We start from the raw sequence: 17,698 nt of genomic DNA on the forward strand, positions 1-17,698 counted from the left end.
CGTCGAGACGGGCGACCCGAAGGGCGCGTGCTGCGTGACACGGACCAGGATCACCATCCGCTACGACGGCGGCACCAGCGGGACCGGACCGCTCACCTTCGGCCAGGACAACATGATCCGCTGCATCCGGCAGGACCAGCCGGACCAGATCAACAAGCAGGGCACCTGGCCGGTGCCCGACACGGCCGACCTCCCGGCCGCACTGGCGGCGCTGCGGACGCTCGCCGAGCGGCACCAAACCCTGCGCACCGTCTTCCCGGCGGCCCCGGACGACCCCGGCGGCTTCCCGGTGCGACAGGAGGTCAGGGCCGAGGGCGAGTTCACCGTCGAGGCGATCGAGACCGACCTCACCGACGACCTCGAACTCGACCTCCTCGCCGACGAGTTGGGCCGCGCCAGCAACGCCCTGCCGTTCGACCTGGCAGTGGACTTCCCGCTGCGCTGCACCCTGCTCACCCGGCGCGGGCAACTGCTCCGGCTGATCGTGGCCGTCTGCCACGCCGCCGCCGACGGGGCCGCCACCGCCCTGCTGGTCCAGGAGTGGGCGCTGCTCGCGGCCGGGAAGGAACTCCCGCCGGTCAGCTCGCGCACCCCGCTTCAGGTCGCCGAGGCCGAGCGGACCCGGCAGGGGCTGCGCCGGGCCCGCACCTCGCTGCGGCACTGGGAGCGCATCCTGCGCACCGGCCCGCACGCCGTCTTCGCGGACTCCCGGCTGACCGGGCCGCCCAGCCCGGTCTCCGTCCTCATCGCCCGCTCCCGGACCGGCGCCGAGGCGCTGGACGCGGCCTCCCGGCGCACCGGCGCCACCCCCTCCACCGTGCTGCTGGCCGCCTTCGCCGCGCTGGCGGCGTACCGCGCGGCGCAGCCCGGCCTGGTGATCGCCGCGCTCTCCGCCAACCGCCACCGGCCCGGCCTCGCCGACCATGTGGGCACCATCGCCCAGGACGGCCTGCTGTCGCTGGACGCCGGTGCGGCCGACCTGGACGAGCTGATCGGCCGCACCAAGGCCGCGTCCATGGCGGGATTCCTGAACAGCACCTTCGACGCCGAGAAGATCTGGCAGATGATCGAGGACACCGCCCACCTGCGCGGCGCCCGGTTCGCCCGCCACATCGTGGTGAACGACCTCAGCCTGACCATCCCGGACGAGGTCTTCGAAGCCCGCCCGGCGCCCACGGCCGATCCCGAGATCAGCTGGTTCCCCGACGAGCCCGTCCCGGCCCGGCTGATGTTCAACATCCTCCGCGTGCCCGGGCGGCTGGAGTTCGCGCTTCTCAGCTGCCCGCAGGTGCTGGACCGGGCCGAGGCCGAGGAGTTCGTACGCGGGCTGCTGGCTATCGTCCGGCAGGCGGCCCACGGCCCGGTGCCGCTCGCCGGGCTGGGCGGGCTGACGCGGCTGAGCCCCGGCGTCCGGGCGGGGGACTGGCAGCAGCACGACAACTCCTGGATCGACCTGGACGCGGTGCGTGCGCTGCTGGCCGGGGCGCTGGGCGGGGTGACCGGAGGGTCACGGGTGCGGATCGAGGGCGGGCGGCTGGTGGCGCGGATCGCGTACCACGCCGCCGCCGGGGCGGGGGAGGACCCGGAGCTGATCCCGCAGCGCGTGCACCGGGCGGTGATGGCCGCGCTGCCGCAGCACGAGACGGCGATGGCCCCGCAGCACTACCTGATCCACGGCCGGGCGGACCCCGGCGGCCGCCCGCCGGGGCCGCCGGAACCGTCGGAGCCGTCGGACGACTGGGAGCGGCTGCCGGTCCTGGCCGAGGGCAGCGGACGCGATCCGGGCGTACCCGACTGGCAGGCGCTGCTGGCCTGAGCCCGGGCCGCAAACCCCCGTAGGCGCCAACCCCGTATGCAACCCGTATTGCAGTCGTGTGACATCTGCCGCCTGCCGCGCCGCGCCCGGAATAGCAGCCGCACCCGGCCGCGTTCCGGCACGGTGCACCCACCCGGGTGCGGCCTACGGCAACCGTGCCCGACGGCAACCGTGCCCGACCGCAACCGCGCCCGAACCGCGACGCGCCCGACCGACCGCGATCCCAGGAGACCCGGCATGTCCCGTACCGCCGCCACGTCCGTCCCCGTGCACCCGCTGCTCGCCGACCGGTGGAGCCCCCGCTCCTTCGACGACGCCCACACCGTGGACGAGGAGCAGCTCGCGGCGCTGCTGGAGGCGGCCCGCTGGGCCCCCTCGGCCAGCAACCGGCAGCCCTGGCGGTTCATCGTCGGCCGTCGCGGCGACGCGACCTTCAAAGCGGTCTTCGCGTCGCTGATGGAGGGCAACCAGCTGTGGGCCGGCAGCGCCTCGCTGCTGATCGCCGCCGTCGCCGACGAGCGGCTCCCGGACGGCGGCCGCAACCCGTACGCGGCGTACGACACCGGGCTGGCCGTGGCCCAGCTCACCCTGCAGGCCCACGCGCTGGGACTGCACACGCACCAGATGGGCGGCTATGTCGCCGACCGGCTGCTGGAGGCGCTGGACATCCCGGCGGAGGGCCTGCTGCCGCTGGCCGTGATAGCGGTCGGCGCCAACGCCCACGCGGACCTGCTGCCGGAGGCCCTGCGCGTCCGCGAGGTCGCCGCGCGCGAGCGCCGTCCGCTGGACGAGACCTTCTACGCCGGACGCTGGGGCACCCCGCTCGAGATCGGCATCGGCTGACCGGCCGGGCCGGGGCGGTCCGAGGCCGGGTCGGGGCGATCCGAGGTCGGGCCGGAGCGGGCGGGGGTCAGCCGCGTCCGGCCCCGCGGGCGGTGCGGGGCGTGGACGCTGCCGGGGCGGGCGTGTCGTTGCCGCCGCGCAGCACCGAGGCCAGGGCTCCGGCCAGGGCCATCACGATGGCCGCGGTGAAGACGACGGCCAGCCCGTGGTGCAGCGGCGCGGAGATCAGGTGCGGGAAGAACTGCGTACCGGTGAGCGTGGCGGCGTTGTGCGCCGGGAGGGTGTGCAGCACGCCGGAGGGCGCGAGCAGGTGGCCCACCGGGTTCTGCCCGAGGAACGCCGCGAACAGGGTGGACACCGGCGGCAGGGTGGCGACGGACCCGGCCACGTCCGCCGGGACGCCCTGCGCCTGCAGCCCGCTGCTGAGCGCGTGCGGCAGGGTACCCGCCAGTCCGATGATCATCAGCGAGAAGAAGATGCCGATCGACAGCGCCATGCCCGAGTTCTGGAAGGTCGCCCGCATGCCGGAGGCCACGCCGCGCCGCTCGGGCGGCACGCTGCCCATGATGGCCGAGGTGTTGGGGGCCGAGAACAGCCCCTGGCCGACCCCGTTGGCGAAGACGATCACCGCGAAGACCGGGTACGAGAAGTCCACCGGGAGCAGCAGCAGTCCGCCGAACGAGGCGGCCATCAGCAGCAGGCCGCCGGTGGCGAAGGCCCGGGCGCCGAAGCGGTCGGAGAGGTAGCCGCTGACCGGTCCGGAGATCAGGAAGCCCGCGGTGAGCGGCAGCAGCGCGATCCCGGCCCACAGCGGGGTGTCGGTGTAGGCGTAGCCGTGCAGCGGCAGCCAGATCCCCTGCAGCCAGATGATCAGCATGAACTGCAGGCCGCCCCGGGCGACCGCGGTGAGCAGCGCGGCGGCGTTGCCCGCGGCGAAGGCGCGGTTCCGGAACAGCGACAGCTGGAACATGGGCTCGGCGACCCGCGACTCCACCAGCGCGAAGACCGCCAGCAGGACGATGCCGCAGCCGAGCGCGGTAAGCACCAGCGGGTTGGTCCAGCCGGTGGGGTGGCCGCCGTACGGCTGGATCCCGTAGGTGATCCCGGCGAGCAGGGCCAGCGCGCCGCAGGTGAAGGTGAGGTTCCCGGCCCAGTCGATCCGGGCCCGCTTGCTGCTGCCGATCTCGCGCAGGCTGCGGTAGGACCACACCGTGCCGATGACGCCGATGGGCACGTTCACCCAGAACACCGCGCGCCAGTCGACGGCGGCCAGCAGGCCCCCGGCGATCAGCCCGAGGAACTGCCCGGCCAGCCCGGCGATCTGGTTGACGCCCAGGGCCATGCCGCGCTGCTCGGTGGGGAAGGCGTCGGTGAGGATGGCGGCGGAGTTGGCCATCAGCATGGCCCCGCCGAGGGCCTGGACGATCCGGAAGGCGATCAGCCACAGGGCGCCCGCCGAGCCTCGGTACGGGTCCAGCGAGAGCGCCAGCGAGGCGGCGCTGAAGACGGCGAAGCCCAGGTTGTAGATCCGGACCCGGCCGTAGATGTCCCCGAGCCGTCCGAGGGCGACCACCAGCACGGCGGTCACCAGCAGGTAGCCCATGATCATCCAGAGCAGGTAGCTGATGTTGCCGGGGGCCAGCGGATCCAGGCCGATGCCGCGGAAGATCGCGGGCATGGCGATGATCACGATGGACGCGTCCAGGGTGGCCATGAACACGCCGAGTGTGGTGTTGGACAGGGCCACCCACTTGTAGCCCGAATCCTGGCGCGTCCGGCCGGACGCGGGCTGCGCGGTACTGGGCGACTTTCCGGTGGCACGCACCTGATCATCATAAAATCGGTGGTTGGTATGTGCAATGACCCCCGCTCCCGGCGGGTCGCCGCCCCGCCGGAAAACCGGCGCAGGCACATCCGGCGCAGCAAGAAGGCCCTGCCATCGGGGGGATGTGGCAGGGCCTTCGGGACCACCATACGTGCTCGAGGGGCAATTGCGACAGGTGCTGCGCACGGGGTGTCGGCGCGCCGTCGCCGCCGAGCGCCCCGCTGTCGGCCCGCGCGCCGGTGCCCGCAGCCGCGCGGCGGGTGCGGCCGACCCCGGCGGCGGCGCCGGCCGCCGGTGCGGCAGACTCGCCGCCATGAAGAATCTGCTTGTCATCGGCATCGGAGCCGGCGATCCCGACTACCTCACCCTGCAGGCGGTCAAGGCCATCGGGCGCGCCGACGCCTTCTTCGTCCTGGGCAAGGGGGAGGAGAAGCAGGATCTGGTGCGGCTCCGGCAGGCCATGCTGGCGAGCCATGCCCGCCCGGGGCACCGGGTGGTCGAGGTCGCCGACCCCGACCGGGACCGCACCAGCGCCGCCTACACCGAGGCCGTCGAGGACTGGCGCTCGCGCCGCGCCGACCTCTACGAGCACTTCCTGCGCGAGGACCTCGGCGAGGACGAGACCGGTGCCATCCTGGCCTGGGGCGATCCCAGCCTGTACGACAGCACCCTGGCGATCGTCGAGGAGGTCCGCGAGCGCGGCCGGGTGCGGTTCGAGTACGCCGTCGTCCCCGGCATCAGCAGCGTCTCCGCGCTGGCGGCCAAGCACCGGACCGGGCTGAACCGGGTGGGCGAGCCGGTGCGGATCACCACCGGCCGCCGCCTGGCCGGGACGCTGCCCGAACTGCCGGACGACGTCGCGGTGATGCTGGACGCCCGCACCGCCTTCGCCGGCGTTCCGGACGAGGAGGACGTGCTGATCTACTGGGGCGCCTACGTCGGCACGCCGGACGAGATCCTGGTCTCCGGCCTGCTGCGGGAGGTCGCCCCGCGCATCCTGGAGCTGCGCGCCGAGGCCCGTGAGCGCAAGGGCTGGATCATGGACACCTACCTGCTGCGCCGGGTCCGCACGTCGTGAAAGCGTCGGCGTAGCCCGTCTCCCGGGCCGTCGGCGGACGGCGGCCCGGCGCGGCTGCGGCAGGGGGTGGGCTGGATGCGCATCGGCGAGCCTCCGGCGGACGGGGTGAGAGCGCTCTCATGCAGCGTGACGCCTGTGTCTCAAGCATGTCAAGGCTTCGGGCCGCAGGCGGCGGCCGCCCGCGTCCCACCTGCGCCTTTGCGCCGCACCGGGGCCGTGGGCGCACGGAAGTGAGTGGTCGTCGGCGAATATGGCATGACTCGGTCAGTGTTTCGTGACGTGTCTTGACGTCATGTCAAATCGAACTCCATACTCCGGACCACTGGTCCACACCACTGCGGCGGAAGCCGCTCGGTGGGGCCGTGGAGCGGCAACCCCCACCACACCCGAGGAAAGGCGACCGGCGAGACGGGCTGTCGCAGAGAGCGCTCCCTCGCCATTCCTGCTCGGAGCCATTCCTGTTCGGAGGTAGCACAGCCATGCCAGCAGAGCAGTACGGCGCCCCGGTCGGGCGTCCACAGGGCCGCAGACCCGAGGGCCGGGCGCGGCGAAGGGCCCGGCAGCGGCTCCGGCGGATCGCCTTCATCGGCGTGCTCGCGCCGATCGCCGCCATGATCTCGGTCGTCGGCATCTCGGCCGCGCCCGCCGGCGCCGCCGTACCGGGCGCGCCCTCGGGGTGGTCCACGGTGTTCAGCGACGACTTCAACGGGGCCGCGGGCTCCGCGCCCTCCTCGTCCAACTGGATCTACGACACCGGCCCGGGCTCCAACTTCGGCACCGGTGAGATCGAGACCATGACCAACTCGACCAACAACGTCCACCTGGACGGCAACGGCGACCTGGACATCACCGCCATCGGCTCGGGCAGCAACTGGACCTCGGGCCGCATCCAGACGCCCACCGCCAACGTGGGCGCGCCGGCCGGCGGCGAGCTGGAGGTCACCGCCTCCATCGAGCAGCCCAACCCGTCCAGCGGCACCGGGTACTGGCCCGCCTTCTGGATGCTGGGCCCCGGCCAGTGGCCGGAGAACGGCGAGATCGACATCCTGGAGGACGTCAACGCCCTCTCCGAGCACTCCGGGACGTTCCACTGCGGCACCGACCCGGGCGGTCCCTGCAACGAGACCGACGGCCTCGGCAGCGGGCTGCAGTCCTGCTCCGGCTGCCAGACCGGCTACCACACGTACACGGCGATCGTGAACCGGACCAACACCTCCGACGAGTCGATCACCTGGTACCTCGACGGCAACCAGTTCTACAGCGTGAGCGAGTCCCAGGTGGGCGCCTCGACCTGGCAGGCGGCGGTCGACCACAACTTCTCGATCATCTTCGACCTGGCCATGGGCGGCGGCTATCCGAACGGCGTGTGCGGCTGCACCTCGCCGACCGGCGCCACCACCTCCGGCGCCAGCATGAGCGTGGCCTACGTCGCCGCCTACGAGACCACCGGCAGCGGTGGCGGTGGAGGCGGCGGCGGTGGCGGCACCGGGGTCGGCCCGATCACCGGCTACGACGGCCTGTGCGTGGACGACCGCTCCTCCAGCACCGCTGACTTCAACCCGGTGCAGGTCTACACCTGCAACGGCACCGCGGCCCAGCAGTGGACCGTGGTGGAGGCCGGCAGCACCCTGCACGTGCTGGGCAAGTGCCTGGACATCAACGGCGGCGGGACGGCCGACGGGACCACCGTCGACCTCTACGACTGCAACAACACCGCCGCCCAGGTCTGGGAACCCCAGTCGGACGGGGCGCTGTACAACCCGCAGTCCAACAAGTGCCTGGACGACACCGGCTGGTCCACCACGCCCGGCACCCAGTTGCAGATCTGGGACTGCACCGGCGGGGCCAACCAGAAGTGGAACCTGCCCTGACCCCAGGCGGTCCCGCTCCGGCGGGCGTCCCCACCCCGGCGCGGCGGTGCCGGGGCGGCGGGCGCCCGCCGCTCGTCGTCCGCCGCCTGTCGGCCCGGTCCGCCCTCGCCGCTAGCCCACCCGGCCCGCGAGCTTGCGCGCGGCCACCAGCACCGGATCCCACACTGGGGAGAACGGCGGCGCGTACCCCAGGTCCAGCGAGACCACCTGATCGACCGTCATCCCGGCGGTGAGCGCCACGGCCGCCACGTCCACCCGCTTGGCGGCGCCCTCCCTGCCGACGATCTGCACGCCCAGCAGTCGGCCGCTGTCCCGTTCGGCGATCATCTTCACCGTCATCAGCGCCGCCCCGGGGTAGTAGCCCGCCCGGCTGGTCGACTCGATGACGGCCGACTCCCAGGCCGCCCCGGCCGCCGTGGCCTCGCGCTCACCCAGCCCGGTACGGGCGATCTCCAGCGAGCAGACCTTGCTCACCGCCGTCCCGACCACACCCGGGAAGGTGGCCCGGCCGCCGCCGATGTTGGTGCCGATCACCAGGCCGTGCTTGTTGGCGTGGGTGCCCAGCGCGATGTTCTGGTAGCCGCCGGAGACCAGGTTGAGCACCTCCACGCAGTCACCGCCCGCCCAGACGCCGTCGACGCCGCTGACCCGCATCTCCGGGGTGGTCCGCAGCCCGCCCGAGGCCCCCAGCGGCAGCCCGGCCTGCCGGGCCAGCCCGGTGCGCGGGCGCACCCCCAGCCCGAGCACCACCACATCGGCCGGGTACTGCCCGGCGGTGGTGGCCACCTCGCGCGGGCGACCGTCCGGCCCCAGCAGCACCTCCAGCGCCTCCGCACCGGGGACCACCTCGATGCCCATGCCCTCCATGGCCACCCGCACCAGCTTGCCCATGTCCGGGTCGAGCGTCGGCATGGGCTCGGCCGACCGCAGCACCAGGGTGACCTGCAGCCCGCGCCGCACCATGGCCTCCGCCATCTCCACCCCGATGTAGCCGCCGCCGACGACCACCGCGCGGTGGCAGTCGCGCTCCAGCGTGGCCAGCAGCTCCGCGCCGTCGTCCAGGGTCTGCACGCCGTGGACGCCGGGCGCGTCGAAGCCGGGCAGCGACGGACGGATCGGCTCGGCGCCGGTGGCGACGACCAGCTGGTCGAATCCGGTCCACGCCTCGGCGCCGCCGTCCAGCTCGCGGGTGCGCACCCGCCCCCGGTCCAGGTCGATCTCGGTGACCTCGGTGCCCATCCGCAGGTCGATGCCCCGGCTGCGGTGCTCCTCGGGGGTGCGGGCGACCAGCGCGTCGCGCTCGGCGACCTCGCCGCCGACCCAATACGGGATGCCGCAGGCCGAGTAGGAGCTGAAGCCGCCGCGCTCGAAGGCGGTGATCCGCAGCTGCTCCGGCCCGCGCCGCCGCCTGGCCTGGGACGCGGCCGACATGCCGGTCGCGTCGGCGCCGATGACCACCAGGTGCTCGCTCACAACTGCCTCCGCCGCAGCGCCTGGACGCGGCCCCTACTGGACCGTGCCGAGGACTCCAGACCCTACAGGCCGCGGCCGGACGGCCCCTCAGCCGTGCCCGAGGGCACGGTCCACGGAGATCTCGATGACCACCCGCGCCGGATTGTGCCGCGGCGCCCGGTACCGCTCGGCGTAGCGGCGGACCGCCTCGGCGACGGCCGCCGGATCGTCCCGGACCACGGCCGTGCCCTCCAGCGTGGCCCAGCGGGCGCCGTCCACCTGGCAGACCGCCACCCGCATCCCGGCCGGACCGGCCGCCCGGACGTTGCGGACCTTCCGGCTGGCGCCGTCGGCGATGACCCGGGCCAGTCGGGCCGACGGGTCGTAGGTCACGCCGACCGGGACAAGGTGCGGCGTGCCGTCCGGACGCCGGGTGCTGAGCGTGCACAGGTGGCGCTCGCGCCAGAAGGCGAGGTAGGCGTCGCCGGGCGCGGACGGGTCGAGGGCCATGCGCCCATGCTACGGGCGCGCTCCGCCCGGCCGCCGCGCCGCGCGCGAGCCGCCACCCGCGCCCCCCGGCGCGGGACCGCGCCGGTCAGGGCACGTAGTTGAACTTGTCCGGGTCCGGCCCGGTGCGGTCGTGCCGGTCCAGGGCGGTGATCGCGGCCATGTCCTGGTCGGTCAGCTCGAAGTCGAAGACCGCGAAGTTCTCCTCGACCCGCGAGCGGGTGACCGACTTGGGGAAGACGATGTCGCCGCGCTGCAGGTGCCAGCGCAGCGCCACCTGCGCCGGAGAGCGCCCGTGCCGCTGGGCTGTCCGGGTGATGGTGGGGTCGTCCAGCACCTTGCCCTGGGCAATCGGCGACCACGCCTCGGTGGCGATGCCGTGCTCCGCGTTGAACGCCCGCAGGCTGTCCTGGGTCAGGTAGGGGTGGACCTCGATCTGGTTGACGGCCGGGACGATCTCGGTCTCGTCCAGCAGCCGGCGCAAATGGTGCGACTGGAAGTTGGAGACGCCGATGGCGTTCACCCGCCCGGAGCGGTACATCTCCTCCATGGCCCGCCAGGTCTCCACGAAGTCGCCGACGTTGGGCAGCGGCCAGTGGATGAGGAACAGGTCGAGGTAGTCCGAGCCGAGGTCGGCGAGCGTCCGGTCGAACGCCTTGAGCGCGTCGTCGTAGGCGTGGTAGCCGTTGTTGAGCTTGCTGGTGACGAAGACCTGCTGCCGCTCCAGCCCGGACTCCCGGATGGCCTCGCCGACCTCCCGCTCGTTGCCGTACATCTCGGCGGTGTCGATGTGCCGGTAGCCGACCCTGAGCGCGGTCAGCGTCGCCTCCTTGGCGTCCGCAGGCTTGATCTGGAACGTGCCGAAGCCGAGCTGGGGGATCAGGACCCCGTTGTTGAGGGTGATGCTGGGAACTGCGTCCACGTTCACTCCTTGCCTCGTCCGGTGGTGTCCTCTTCCTCTGCGGTCAGTACGGATCAGTACGACCTGGGCACTCGTCCAGAGTGCAACGGCGACGCTGCGCTGTCGCGCCGGGGCGGGGCGTGGCTACGGCTCCTGGTCGGGCACGATGTGCACCGCGGCCTCCTCGGCCGAGGCCGCCGCGCCGTCGATGCCCTTGTCCGAGGCGACCATCCCGTCGTGCTCGTCGTGGGCGCCCTCGCCGGGCGACACCAGCCGGCCCGCCCGGCCGTTGCCGACCTCGTCGTCCAGGATCTCGCCGTCGGTGTCCACGCTGTCGCCGAGGCCGTCGCCGTCCGCCGGGCGGACGTCCGGCAGCTCCTCGGCGAGCCGCTCGTCCAGGCTCTCGCCGCGCCACTCGTCCTGGGCCGTGAGCCCCATGCGGTACACCGGCGGCGGCCAGTCGGGAGGCGAGTAGCCCTCGTCGAGGATCTCGCTGACACCCCTGGTCACCAGGGTGTCCTCCGGTTCCAGCAGCCCGGCGTCGTCCTGCACCTCACTGTCGGGATCCGGCTGGTAGACCGTGTCACCCGTCATGTCGTCGCTCACGTTTCCTCCTCGGGACACGCGTGCCCGGCCGGGGGCTTTCCATCCGGATCTCCCATGCCGGTACCTACGATCCCACCAGGAAACCGCCGCGCCCGCCTGCCGACAGCCCGGACCGGGCCCCGGACACGCCCGGAACGGTGGCTTCGCCGCGCGGCGCGGCGGACTGCTGTTGCACGCCGCCGACCGGGGACCGAATGTGGTGGGCACGACCGGTACCCCGCCTGCGGGCGGGCGCGGCCCGGCCCCCGCACCCCCATGACCTCCCAGGACGGACTCCGTGAAGGCGAGCACCACGATCCCCGCGTACGAGTTGACGTTCGAGCCGGCGCCCGCCGGGTCCGCCGAGGCCGGTGCCGGCACCGTCCGGGTGCACCGCACGGACTTCCTCGGCTCGGGCGGCCACCCGATCTACGTGGACGCCGGGGGCACGGTCCGGGCGGAGATCAGCGACCGCGGCGAGGTCCGGATGATCGCCACCAGCGCCCGGCAGGTGCTGCGCCGCCCGGTGGCCTGCCGCAGGGTGCCCGGCCGCGACCCCGGGGCGGCTGTTGTCCGCCCCTGACGCCGGACCTACGCTGAATCCCATGCCCAGCGACCCCCCGCGCAGCCGCGACATCCTCCTGGTCGAGGACGACACCGCCGACGCCATGCTGGTCCAGGAGGCGCTGCGGGAGCACGGCGCCGCCCGGACCCTCGTCTGGGTGCCGGACGGCGTGGCCGCGCTGGAGTTTCTGCGCGGCCCGGGTGCCGGGCGCCCCGACCTGATCGTGGTGGACCTCAACATGCCCCGGATGAACGGCTGCGAGCTGTTGACCGTGCTCAAGGACGACGAGCGGCTGAAGGCCATCCCGGTGGTGGTGCTGACCACCTCGGACGCCCCGGCGGACGTGCGCGCGGCCTACCAGCGGCACGCCAACGCCTACATCACCAAGCCGGTCGACCTGGACGACTTCGTCGGCGCGGTGCGCAGCATCGACGCGTTCTTCCTGGACACCGCTCTCCTGCCCGAGCCGCCCGAGCCGCCCGAGCCGCCTGCGCTCCCGGAGCCCTCGGAGCTTCCCGAGCCGTCCGACCGCGAGGGCCCGGAGGCCGGTGCCGGGGGCCGGTAGGGGGCACGAGCGGGCAGCCGTGTGGTGGCGACTGCCCGCTCGGCGACGGTGGGGGTGCGCGGGCGCGGCGGCCCGGCACCCGTCAGCCGGTGGCTACAGGCTGTTCCAGGTGACCGAGAACGATCCGCCGGAGAGGGAGGAGATGGTGGCCTCGGGCACGCCCGAGTCGGAGACCATGTTCATCCCGGTGGGGCTGGTGGAGCTGAGGCTCGATCCGTTGACCGTCGAGTTGCTGAAGTTGACGGTGCCGAAGTTGTCCAGCGGCAGCACGCCGCCGGAGTAGGGGGCCTCGGCGACGACCTCGGCGGAGGAGCGGGCCAGGCCGCTCTCCTTCTTGGTGGTGGTCTTGGTCCAGCCCTCGGTGCTGTTCTTGAGGGTCAGCGTGTAGGTGTTCGACGCGTAGCTGACCGTCTCCGTGATCACGTCGCCGGGCCGGACCCGGTTGCTGTAGGTCACCGGGTAGGCCGGGTACATCTCGTACCAGGCGGAGTACGTGGCCTGGCCGCCGGAGCAGTCGGCCTCGGTGCCGGTCTGCTCGACCGACTCGGAGCTGTAGCCGTCGAGGCCCACCCAGAAGCTGGAGTAGCCGTCGCCGCTGGAGCAGTTGACGGCGGGCTCGGTGAAGGTGGTCGACACGCTGGTGTAGGTCGAGCCGGTGGCGGCGTAGCCGGACCAGTTGTCGCTGGTCACGGTGGTGTGCTTGAGGCCGCCGCCGTGGCTGATGAAGAACGGCGCGGCGCCGCCGGTGTGGTGCATCGGCGCCTGCAGCAGCGGGGCGGCGGCGGCCGCGGGCAGGGCGACGGCGCCGGTCAGCGGGGCGGCGACGAGGGGGAGCAGGGCGGCGAGGCTGAGGGAGCGGCGGAACGGGGACATGGGTCTCCTCTGTGGCCAGTCCGTGGGGGTGGAGCCGGAGGCGCGGCCGTGGGGCGGCACCGGCCTTGTGGGCCGGGGCGCCGTCGCGGTCGCGGTCGTTCGGGCAGCGCTGCCTTCCAGGGAAGTTAGGGGTGGCGCCCCGGGTGCCACAAGGGAGTGGCAGAAACATGTCAATGAGCAGCCGGTGAGGCATCTCACATACCGGACAGGGTTGTCGCGGCCGCCCCCGGCCCGGCCTGCGGCTTCCCCGGCGGCGGACCCTACTCGAGGGTCAGGTCCGGCAGCGGGTCAGCGGCGGGCGAGGTGCAGGATGGCGAGGTCGTCCGCGTGCCGCCCGGCGTTGAGCATCCGGGCGGTGGTGACCAGATGGTCCAGCAGCCGGTTGGCGGCGCCGTCCGGGGCGCGGGTGACCAGCTCGATCAGCCCGTCCGAGCCCAGCCGCTCGCGTCCCGGCCCGCTGTGGCCCTCGACCAGCCCGTCGGTGTACAGCATCAGCGCCTCCGCCTGCGGCAGCGTCACCGTGCTCGGCGCCCAGCCGCCCAGCCCCGGCATGATGCCCAGCGCCAGGCCGTGCTCGGCCTCCTCCAGCTCCCGGGCGGCGCCCTCCCCGCACAGCAGCGGCGCGTGGTGGCCGGCCAGGAACATCGTGGTCAGACCGGTGGCCGGGTCCAGGGTCAGGGTGGTGCAGGTGGCGAACATGTCGGCGCGCGGACGCTCGGCGACCAGCACCTGTTCCAGCAGGTCCAGCAGCTCCGCGCCGTGGTGGCCGCCGAGGACCAGGGCGCGCCAGGTGATCCGCAGCGACACCCCCAGCGCCGCCTCGTCCGGGCCGTGGCCGCTGACGTCGCCGATCACCGCGTGCACGGTGCCGTCGGCGGTCTGCACCACGTCCAGGAAGTCGCCGCCGAGCAGCGCGCGCTCGCGGCCCGGCAGGTAGCGGCTGGCCACCGTGACGTCGGCGGCGCGCAGCAGCGGCGCGGGCAGCAGCCCGCGCTCCAGCCGGGTGTTCTCGCGCGCCCGCAGCTGGTTCTCGCGCAGCTCGGCCCCGGCCCGCTCGGCCTGCTTGCGGTGCACCGCGTAGCGCAGCACCCGGTTCAGCAGCTCCGGCTCCACCTGGCCCTTGACCAGGTAGTCCTGGGCGCCGTCGGCGACCGCCCGGCTCCCGGCCCGGGGCTCGGCCAGGCCGGTCAGCACGATCACCGCCGCCGCCGGGCACGCCTTCTGCACCGCGCCGACGGCCGGGGTGCCGGAGGCGTCGGGCAGGTTCAGGTCCAGCAGGACGCAGTCGGCCGGGCTGCGCTCCAGCTCGGCCAGGGCGCCGGCGATGGACGTCTCCCAGCGCAGGGTGTGCGTCAGGCCGGTGTCCGCCAGCAGCTCCTGCACCAGCAGCGCGTCCCCGGAGTCGTCCTCGACCAGCAGGATGCGGTAGCTGGTGGCCTCGCCGTCGGCGGCGCTGCGGGGCCCGGGGGTGTGCGGCCCGGCCGCGGTTGCCGCTCCGGCGCGGGGCGTGCCGGAGCAGGTGCCGTCGCCCGGGCGGGCATCCCTGGTGTGCAGCCGCTGGAAGCTCACGAACACTCTCTCCGCATACTCAGGGCTGATGCCCACGCCGTCGTCGGTCACCGCGAAGGACCAGTCGCCGTCTTCCCGACAGGCGGACACCTGAATCCTGGGAGGCCGCTCCGGATCGCGGAACGTGACCGCAACGGCCTCAGGTGGTGAGCGGCACCACGGCCTCGGGGGTGAGCAGCAGGAAGGCCAGCGTCTCCTGGAGGTACAGCCGGACGCTGTCGGCGTCGTGGTCGAGGTAGCCGATGGAGAGGTCCTGCCCCAGGTGCAGCTCGTAGTCGCCGCCCCGGCTGGAGAGCAGCACCGCGCCGTCGATCGCGGGCGCCCAGATGATCTCGCCGTCCAGCAGCCGGGAGAGGTGGGTGAGGATCGGGAAGCCGTGGTCCACGGTCTCGCTGACGGCGGTGTACGCGTCGGCGCTGAGCAGCAGCGTGTACGGGCCGTTCACCCCGGCCAGCCGCAGGGCGGTCAACGCCCGGCTGACGGCCTCGGGGTAGTCGCGGGCGTCCGGCGGCAGCGGCATCGCCGGGTGCGAGGCGCCCTGGCGGATGCCGGTGATCCCGGCGTCGGCGAAGCCGTCGAAGATCACCCGGTCCTCGGCGAAGGCCGCCTGCCGGGCCGCGTCCTTGACCGGCTGCCAGTCGGCGTCCTTGGCCCCGCGCTCGACGCTGTCCACGGCCGAGCGGTCCACGGTGAACGGGATGCGCAGTTCGACCACGGCCTGCGCGTCGTGCAGCCGGGCGCGGACCCCGGGCCCGGGCGCGGTGATCTCGCTCAGCCGCCCGGTGCCGACGGCGGACAGGTCGAGCCCCTCGGGGCCCTCCAGGTCCACCACCCGCCGTCCGGCGACGTGGCGCTTGAAGGTGCGCCGGGCCTCCTCCTCGATCTCGGCCCAGGCGGCGGCGGACACGGGGGCGAGGTCCCGGTGCAGGTTGTTCATGGCTGGGTGCTCCTTCGCAGGCTGCCGATGGCCAGTGACCCGTCGCCCGGCGGCGGGCGGTCGTCCGGCGCGCTGTCGGGCGGTGGTGCGGTGTCGGACGGTGCGGTTCCGGGCGGTGCGGTGCGGTCCGCCGCCGAGGCGGCGGCGGGCGCGGGCGGGTCGGGGAGGTCGTCCAGGAAGTCGGCGGAGGGCGCGAAGAACAGGCCGCCGGTGACCGCCGTGGAGAAGTCCAGGATGCGGTCGTACACGCCGGGCGGGTTGCCGACGAACATGTTCTCCAGCATCCGCTCGGTGACCTCGGGGGTGCGCGAGTAGCTGATGAAGTACGTGCCGAACTCGCCCCGGCCCAGCGTCCCGAACGGCATGTTCTCCCGCAGGATCTGCAGCTGGCCGCCGTCCGGGCCGGTCACGGTGTTCAGCGCGACGTGCGAGTCGGCCGGTTTGGCCTCGTCCGACAGCTCGATGTTGTCGGCCTTGGTGCGGCCGATCACCCGCTCCTGCTCCGACACCGGCAGCGCGTTCCAGGCTGCCAGGTCGTGCAGGTACTTCTGGACGACCAGGTAGGCGCCGCCGCAGAAGCGGGCGTCCTCGTCCCCGACCACCACCGCTTCGACCGCGGCCCGTCCGGCGGGGTTCTCGGTGCCGTCCACGAAGCCGAGCAGATCCCGCATGTCGAAGGAGCGGAAGCCGTGGGTCTCGTCCACCACCCGGGCGGCGCCGTCGAGCCGGGCGGTGATCTGCGCGCCCAGTTCGAAGCAGGCGCCCATCCGCGGGCCACGGATGTGCAGCGCCAGGTCGCCCGGGGTGGAGGGGGCCCGGTGGCGCTCCCCGGCGAAGGTGCGGAAGGGGTGCAGCCCGGCCGGGCGGGGGCCGTCGAACAGCCGGTCCCAGGCGTTCGAGCCGATGCCGGCCACGCAGCTCAAACCGCCGTCCGGGAGCCGGAAACCGACCGAGCGCTCCAGCCCGGAGAGGTCGGCCAGCAGCTCCCGCACGGTCTGCTCGCCGCCCGGATCGATGGTCAGCACCAGGATGACCGCGGCGCTGGTCAGCCCCGAGACCACGGCCTGCGGCCCGGCCGGGCAGGTGGGCTGAGCCATCGTCACCCCGCCGTCGATTCTGACGCAGCGTCAAGAATGCTGTGTGCGGCCCGCATCAGGCCCCTTCGGGCTCGGCGACCGCGCCGCCCAGCCCCGACCCCGGGCCGGAGACCACGGCCGAGGGCACAGGCGCGACCGAGGCGATGGTGCGGTGCGGCTCCATGGTCGCGCCGCGCGCCCGGGCCCAGCGCATCAGCCGCCAGGCCCCCACGGCCCCGGCCTCGCCGCGCCGGCTCGGGGTGTGCACGGGCACCTGCGCCTGCCGCCGCACCCGCTCCTCCAGCCCGCGCAGCCGCGAGCCCTCGCCGACCAGCACCACGCCGCGTTCGCACACGTCGTGCACCAGCGCCTCCGGCCCGTCGACCAGCACCGACAGGATCAGCTCGGCGATGTCGTCGGCCACCTCGTGCAGGGCCGGGGTCAGGTCGGCGGCCGACAGCGTCAGCGTGCGCGGCAGGCCGCGGTCGAGCTCCCGCCCCTTGAGAGTCAGCGTGGAGTCCTCGCCGGGCAGCGACGTCAGCCGGATCTTGGCGCGTTCGGCCTCGGCCACGCTCACCGCGAAGTCGTGCTCCTCGTACAGGTGCCGGACCAGGCGCCGGTCCACGGCCGCCCCGCCCTGCGGGATCGACCGGACCAGCACCACCGAGGCGGCGGAGATCAGCGCCGCGGTGACGTTCTCCGTGCCCACGTCCACCACCAGCGCGCCGGAGGTGTCGCGGACCTCGACGCCCGCCCCGGCGGCGGCGGCGAGCGAGGCGGGCACCAGCTGCACCGCCCGCAGCCCGGCCTCCTGGCACACGGCCAGCAGCGCCTGCCGCTCCACCGGTGTGCTCTCGTCCGAGACGCAGACGGAGGCCCGCGCCGACTCCCAGATCCGGCAGGGCGCGGCCTCCCACAGCGCCTCGCGGAGCAGCCGGACGGCGACCGGCTGATCGGTGATCACGCTGCGGCCGACCGGCCGCACCACCTCGAAGCCGACCGGGGTGCGTCCCTGGAGCGCCACCGCGCGCACCCCTCGGGCGCGGATGCCCCCCGCACGGTCCAGGACCGCCACATTGGGGGTGGTGCGGACCTCCCGGGCGCGGTCGGAGTACACGCGCAGGGTGGTACTGCCCAGGTCTACGGCGTAGTGCTGGATGAAGCCGGCCACAGCTCGGTCAGCCCCTTCCCGACATATCAACTGTGTACATAACGCGACAGTCGCACGGGGCGGG

Annotated in this window: 15 protein-coding genes and 1 pseudogene; 6 read left to right on the forward strand and 10 right to left on the reverse strand. The window is 73.7% G+C overall.

What is annotated here, in order from left to right; all coding sequences use genetic code 11:
- Positions 1–34: 34 nt before the first annotated feature.
- Positions 35–1,816: a condensation domain-containing protein gene (locus tag GXW83_RS13365; RefSeq protein ID WP_182443290.1), complete on the forward strand. Its 1,782-nt coding sequence runs from the start codon at positions 35–37 to the stop codon at positions 1,814–1,816.
- A gap of 237 nt (positions 1,817–2,053) precedes the next feature.
- A complete protein-coding gene (locus tag GXW83_RS13370; protein ID WP_182443291.1) occupies positions 2,054–2,659 on the forward strand; it encodes a nitroreductase family protein in 606 nt (201 codons plus the stop codon).
- Between the two features lie 67 nt (positions 2,660–2,726).
- Here GXW83_RS13370 and GXW83_RS13375 read toward each other — a convergent pair whose 3' ends face one another.
- Positions 2,727–4,484, reverse strand: a complete 1,758-nt coding sequence (locus GXW83_RS13375) for an MFS transporter (RefSeq protein WP_370466659.1) — start codon at positions 4,482–4,484, stop codon at positions 2,727–2,729.
- A 313-nt stretch (positions 4,485–4,797) separates the two neighbouring features.
- On the opposite strand from GXW83_RS13375, the gene cobF reads away from it, so the two are divergent.
- Both cobF and GXW83_RS13385 read left to right on the forward strand, forming a co-directional pair.
- Positions 4,798–5,562, forward strand: a complete 765-nt coding sequence (gene cobF / locus GXW83_RS13380) for a precorrin-6A synthase (deacetylating) (protein WP_182443293.1) — start codon at positions 4,798–4,800, stop codon at positions 5,560–5,562.
- Positions 5,563–6,041: 479 nt separating this feature from the next.
- The gene (locus tag GXW83_RS13385) at positions 6,042–7,433 is read left to right on the forward strand and encodes a ricin-type beta-trefoil lectin domain protein (RefSeq protein WP_182443294.1); all 1,392 of its coding nucleotides are present in this window, start codon (positions 6,042–6,044) and stop codon (positions 7,431–7,433) included.
- A gap of 111 nt (positions 7,434–7,544) precedes the next feature.
- Here the strand turns inward: GXW83_RS13385 and GXW83_RS13390 are convergent, their stop codons facing one another.
- The 4 genes from GXW83_RS13390 to GXW83_RS13405 form a co-directional block, all read right to left on the reverse strand.
- On the reverse strand, positions 7,545–8,906 hold the full coding sequence (locus GXW83_RS13390) for an FAD-dependent oxidoreductase (protein WP_225446955.1): 1,362 nt from the start codon (positions 8,904–8,906) through the stop codon (positions 7,545–7,547).
- Positions 8,907–8,993: 87 nt separating this feature from the next.
- On the reverse strand, positions 8,994–9,395 hold the full coding sequence (locus GXW83_RS13395; RefSeq protein ID WP_182443295.1) for a pyridoxamine 5'-phosphate oxidase family protein: 402 nt from the start codon (positions 9,393–9,395) through the stop codon (positions 8,994–8,996).
- 85 nt (positions 9,396–9,480) lie between these two features.
- Positions 9,481–10,314, reverse strand: coding sequence for an aldo/keto reductase (locus GXW83_RS13400; protein WP_182443296.1), 834 nt, complete (start codon positions 10,312–10,314; stop codon positions 9,481–9,483).
- Positions 10,315–10,437: 123 nt separating this feature from the next.
- Positions 10,438–10,887 carry a DUF5709 domain-containing protein gene (locus GXW83_RS13405; RefSeq protein WP_182447280.1) on the reverse strand — a complete coding sequence of 150 codons (450 nt, stop codon included), beginning with the start codon at positions 10,885–10,887 and terminating at the stop codon, positions 10,438–10,440.
- Between the two features lie 289 nt (positions 10,888–11,176).
- On the opposite strand from GXW83_RS13405, the gene GXW83_RS13410 reads away from it, so the two are divergent.
- Positions 11,177–11,461, forward strand: coding sequence for a DUF6296 family protein (locus GXW83_RS13410; protein ID WP_370466660.1), 285 nt, complete (start codon positions 11,177–11,179; stop codon positions 11,459–11,461).
- A gap of 40 nt (positions 11,462–11,501) precedes the next feature.
- A pseudogene (locus tag GXW83_RS13415) lies at positions 11,502–11,912 on the forward strand (response regulator); the annotation flags it as partial.
- 189 nt (positions 11,913–12,101) lie between these two features.
- Here the strand turns inward: GXW83_RS13415 and GXW83_RS13420 are convergent.
- The 5 genes from GXW83_RS13420 to GXW83_RS13440 all read right to left on the reverse strand — a co-directional run bounded on the left by GXW83_RS13420 (position 12,102) and on the right by GXW83_RS13440 (position 17,634).
- Positions 12,102–12,881, reverse strand: a complete 780-nt coding sequence (locus GXW83_RS13420) for a G1 family glutamic endopeptidase (RefSeq protein ID WP_182443298.1) — start codon at positions 12,879–12,881, stop codon at positions 12,102–12,104.
- Positions 12,882–13,169: 288 nt separating this feature from the next.
- The gene (locus tag GXW83_RS13425) at positions 13,170–14,540 is read right to left on the reverse strand and encodes a SpoIIE family protein phosphatase (protein WP_370466661.1); all 1,371 of its coding nucleotides are present in this window, start codon (positions 14,538–14,540) and stop codon (positions 13,170–13,172) included.
- 49 nt (positions 14,541–14,589) lie between these two features.
- A complete protein-coding gene (locus GXW83_RS13430; RefSeq protein ID WP_182443299.1) occupies positions 14,590–15,387 on the reverse strand; it encodes a family 1 encapsulin nanocompartment shell protein in 798 nt (265 codons plus the stop codon).
- Positions 15,384–16,484, reverse strand: coding sequence for a Dyp-type peroxidase (locus GXW83_RS13435; RefSeq protein ID WP_182447283.1), 1,101 nt, complete (start codon positions 16,482–16,484; stop codon positions 15,384–15,386). Before GXW83_RS13435 ends, GXW83_RS13430 begins: the two co-directional genes overlap by 4 nt.
- A gap of 55 nt (positions 16,485–16,539) precedes the next feature.
- Complete coding sequence (locus tag GXW83_RS13440) at positions 16,540–17,634, reverse strand: rod shape-determining protein (RefSeq protein WP_182443300.1); 1,095 nt, start codon at positions 17,632–17,634, stop codon at positions 16,540–16,542.
- Positions 17,635–17,698: the final 64 nt, after the last annotated feature.

It is taken from the genome of Streptacidiphilus sp. PB12-B1b, assembly GCF_014084125.1.
Taxonomy (GTDB): Bacteria; Actinomycetota; Actinomycetes; order Streptomycetales; family Streptomycetaceae; genus Streptacidiphilus.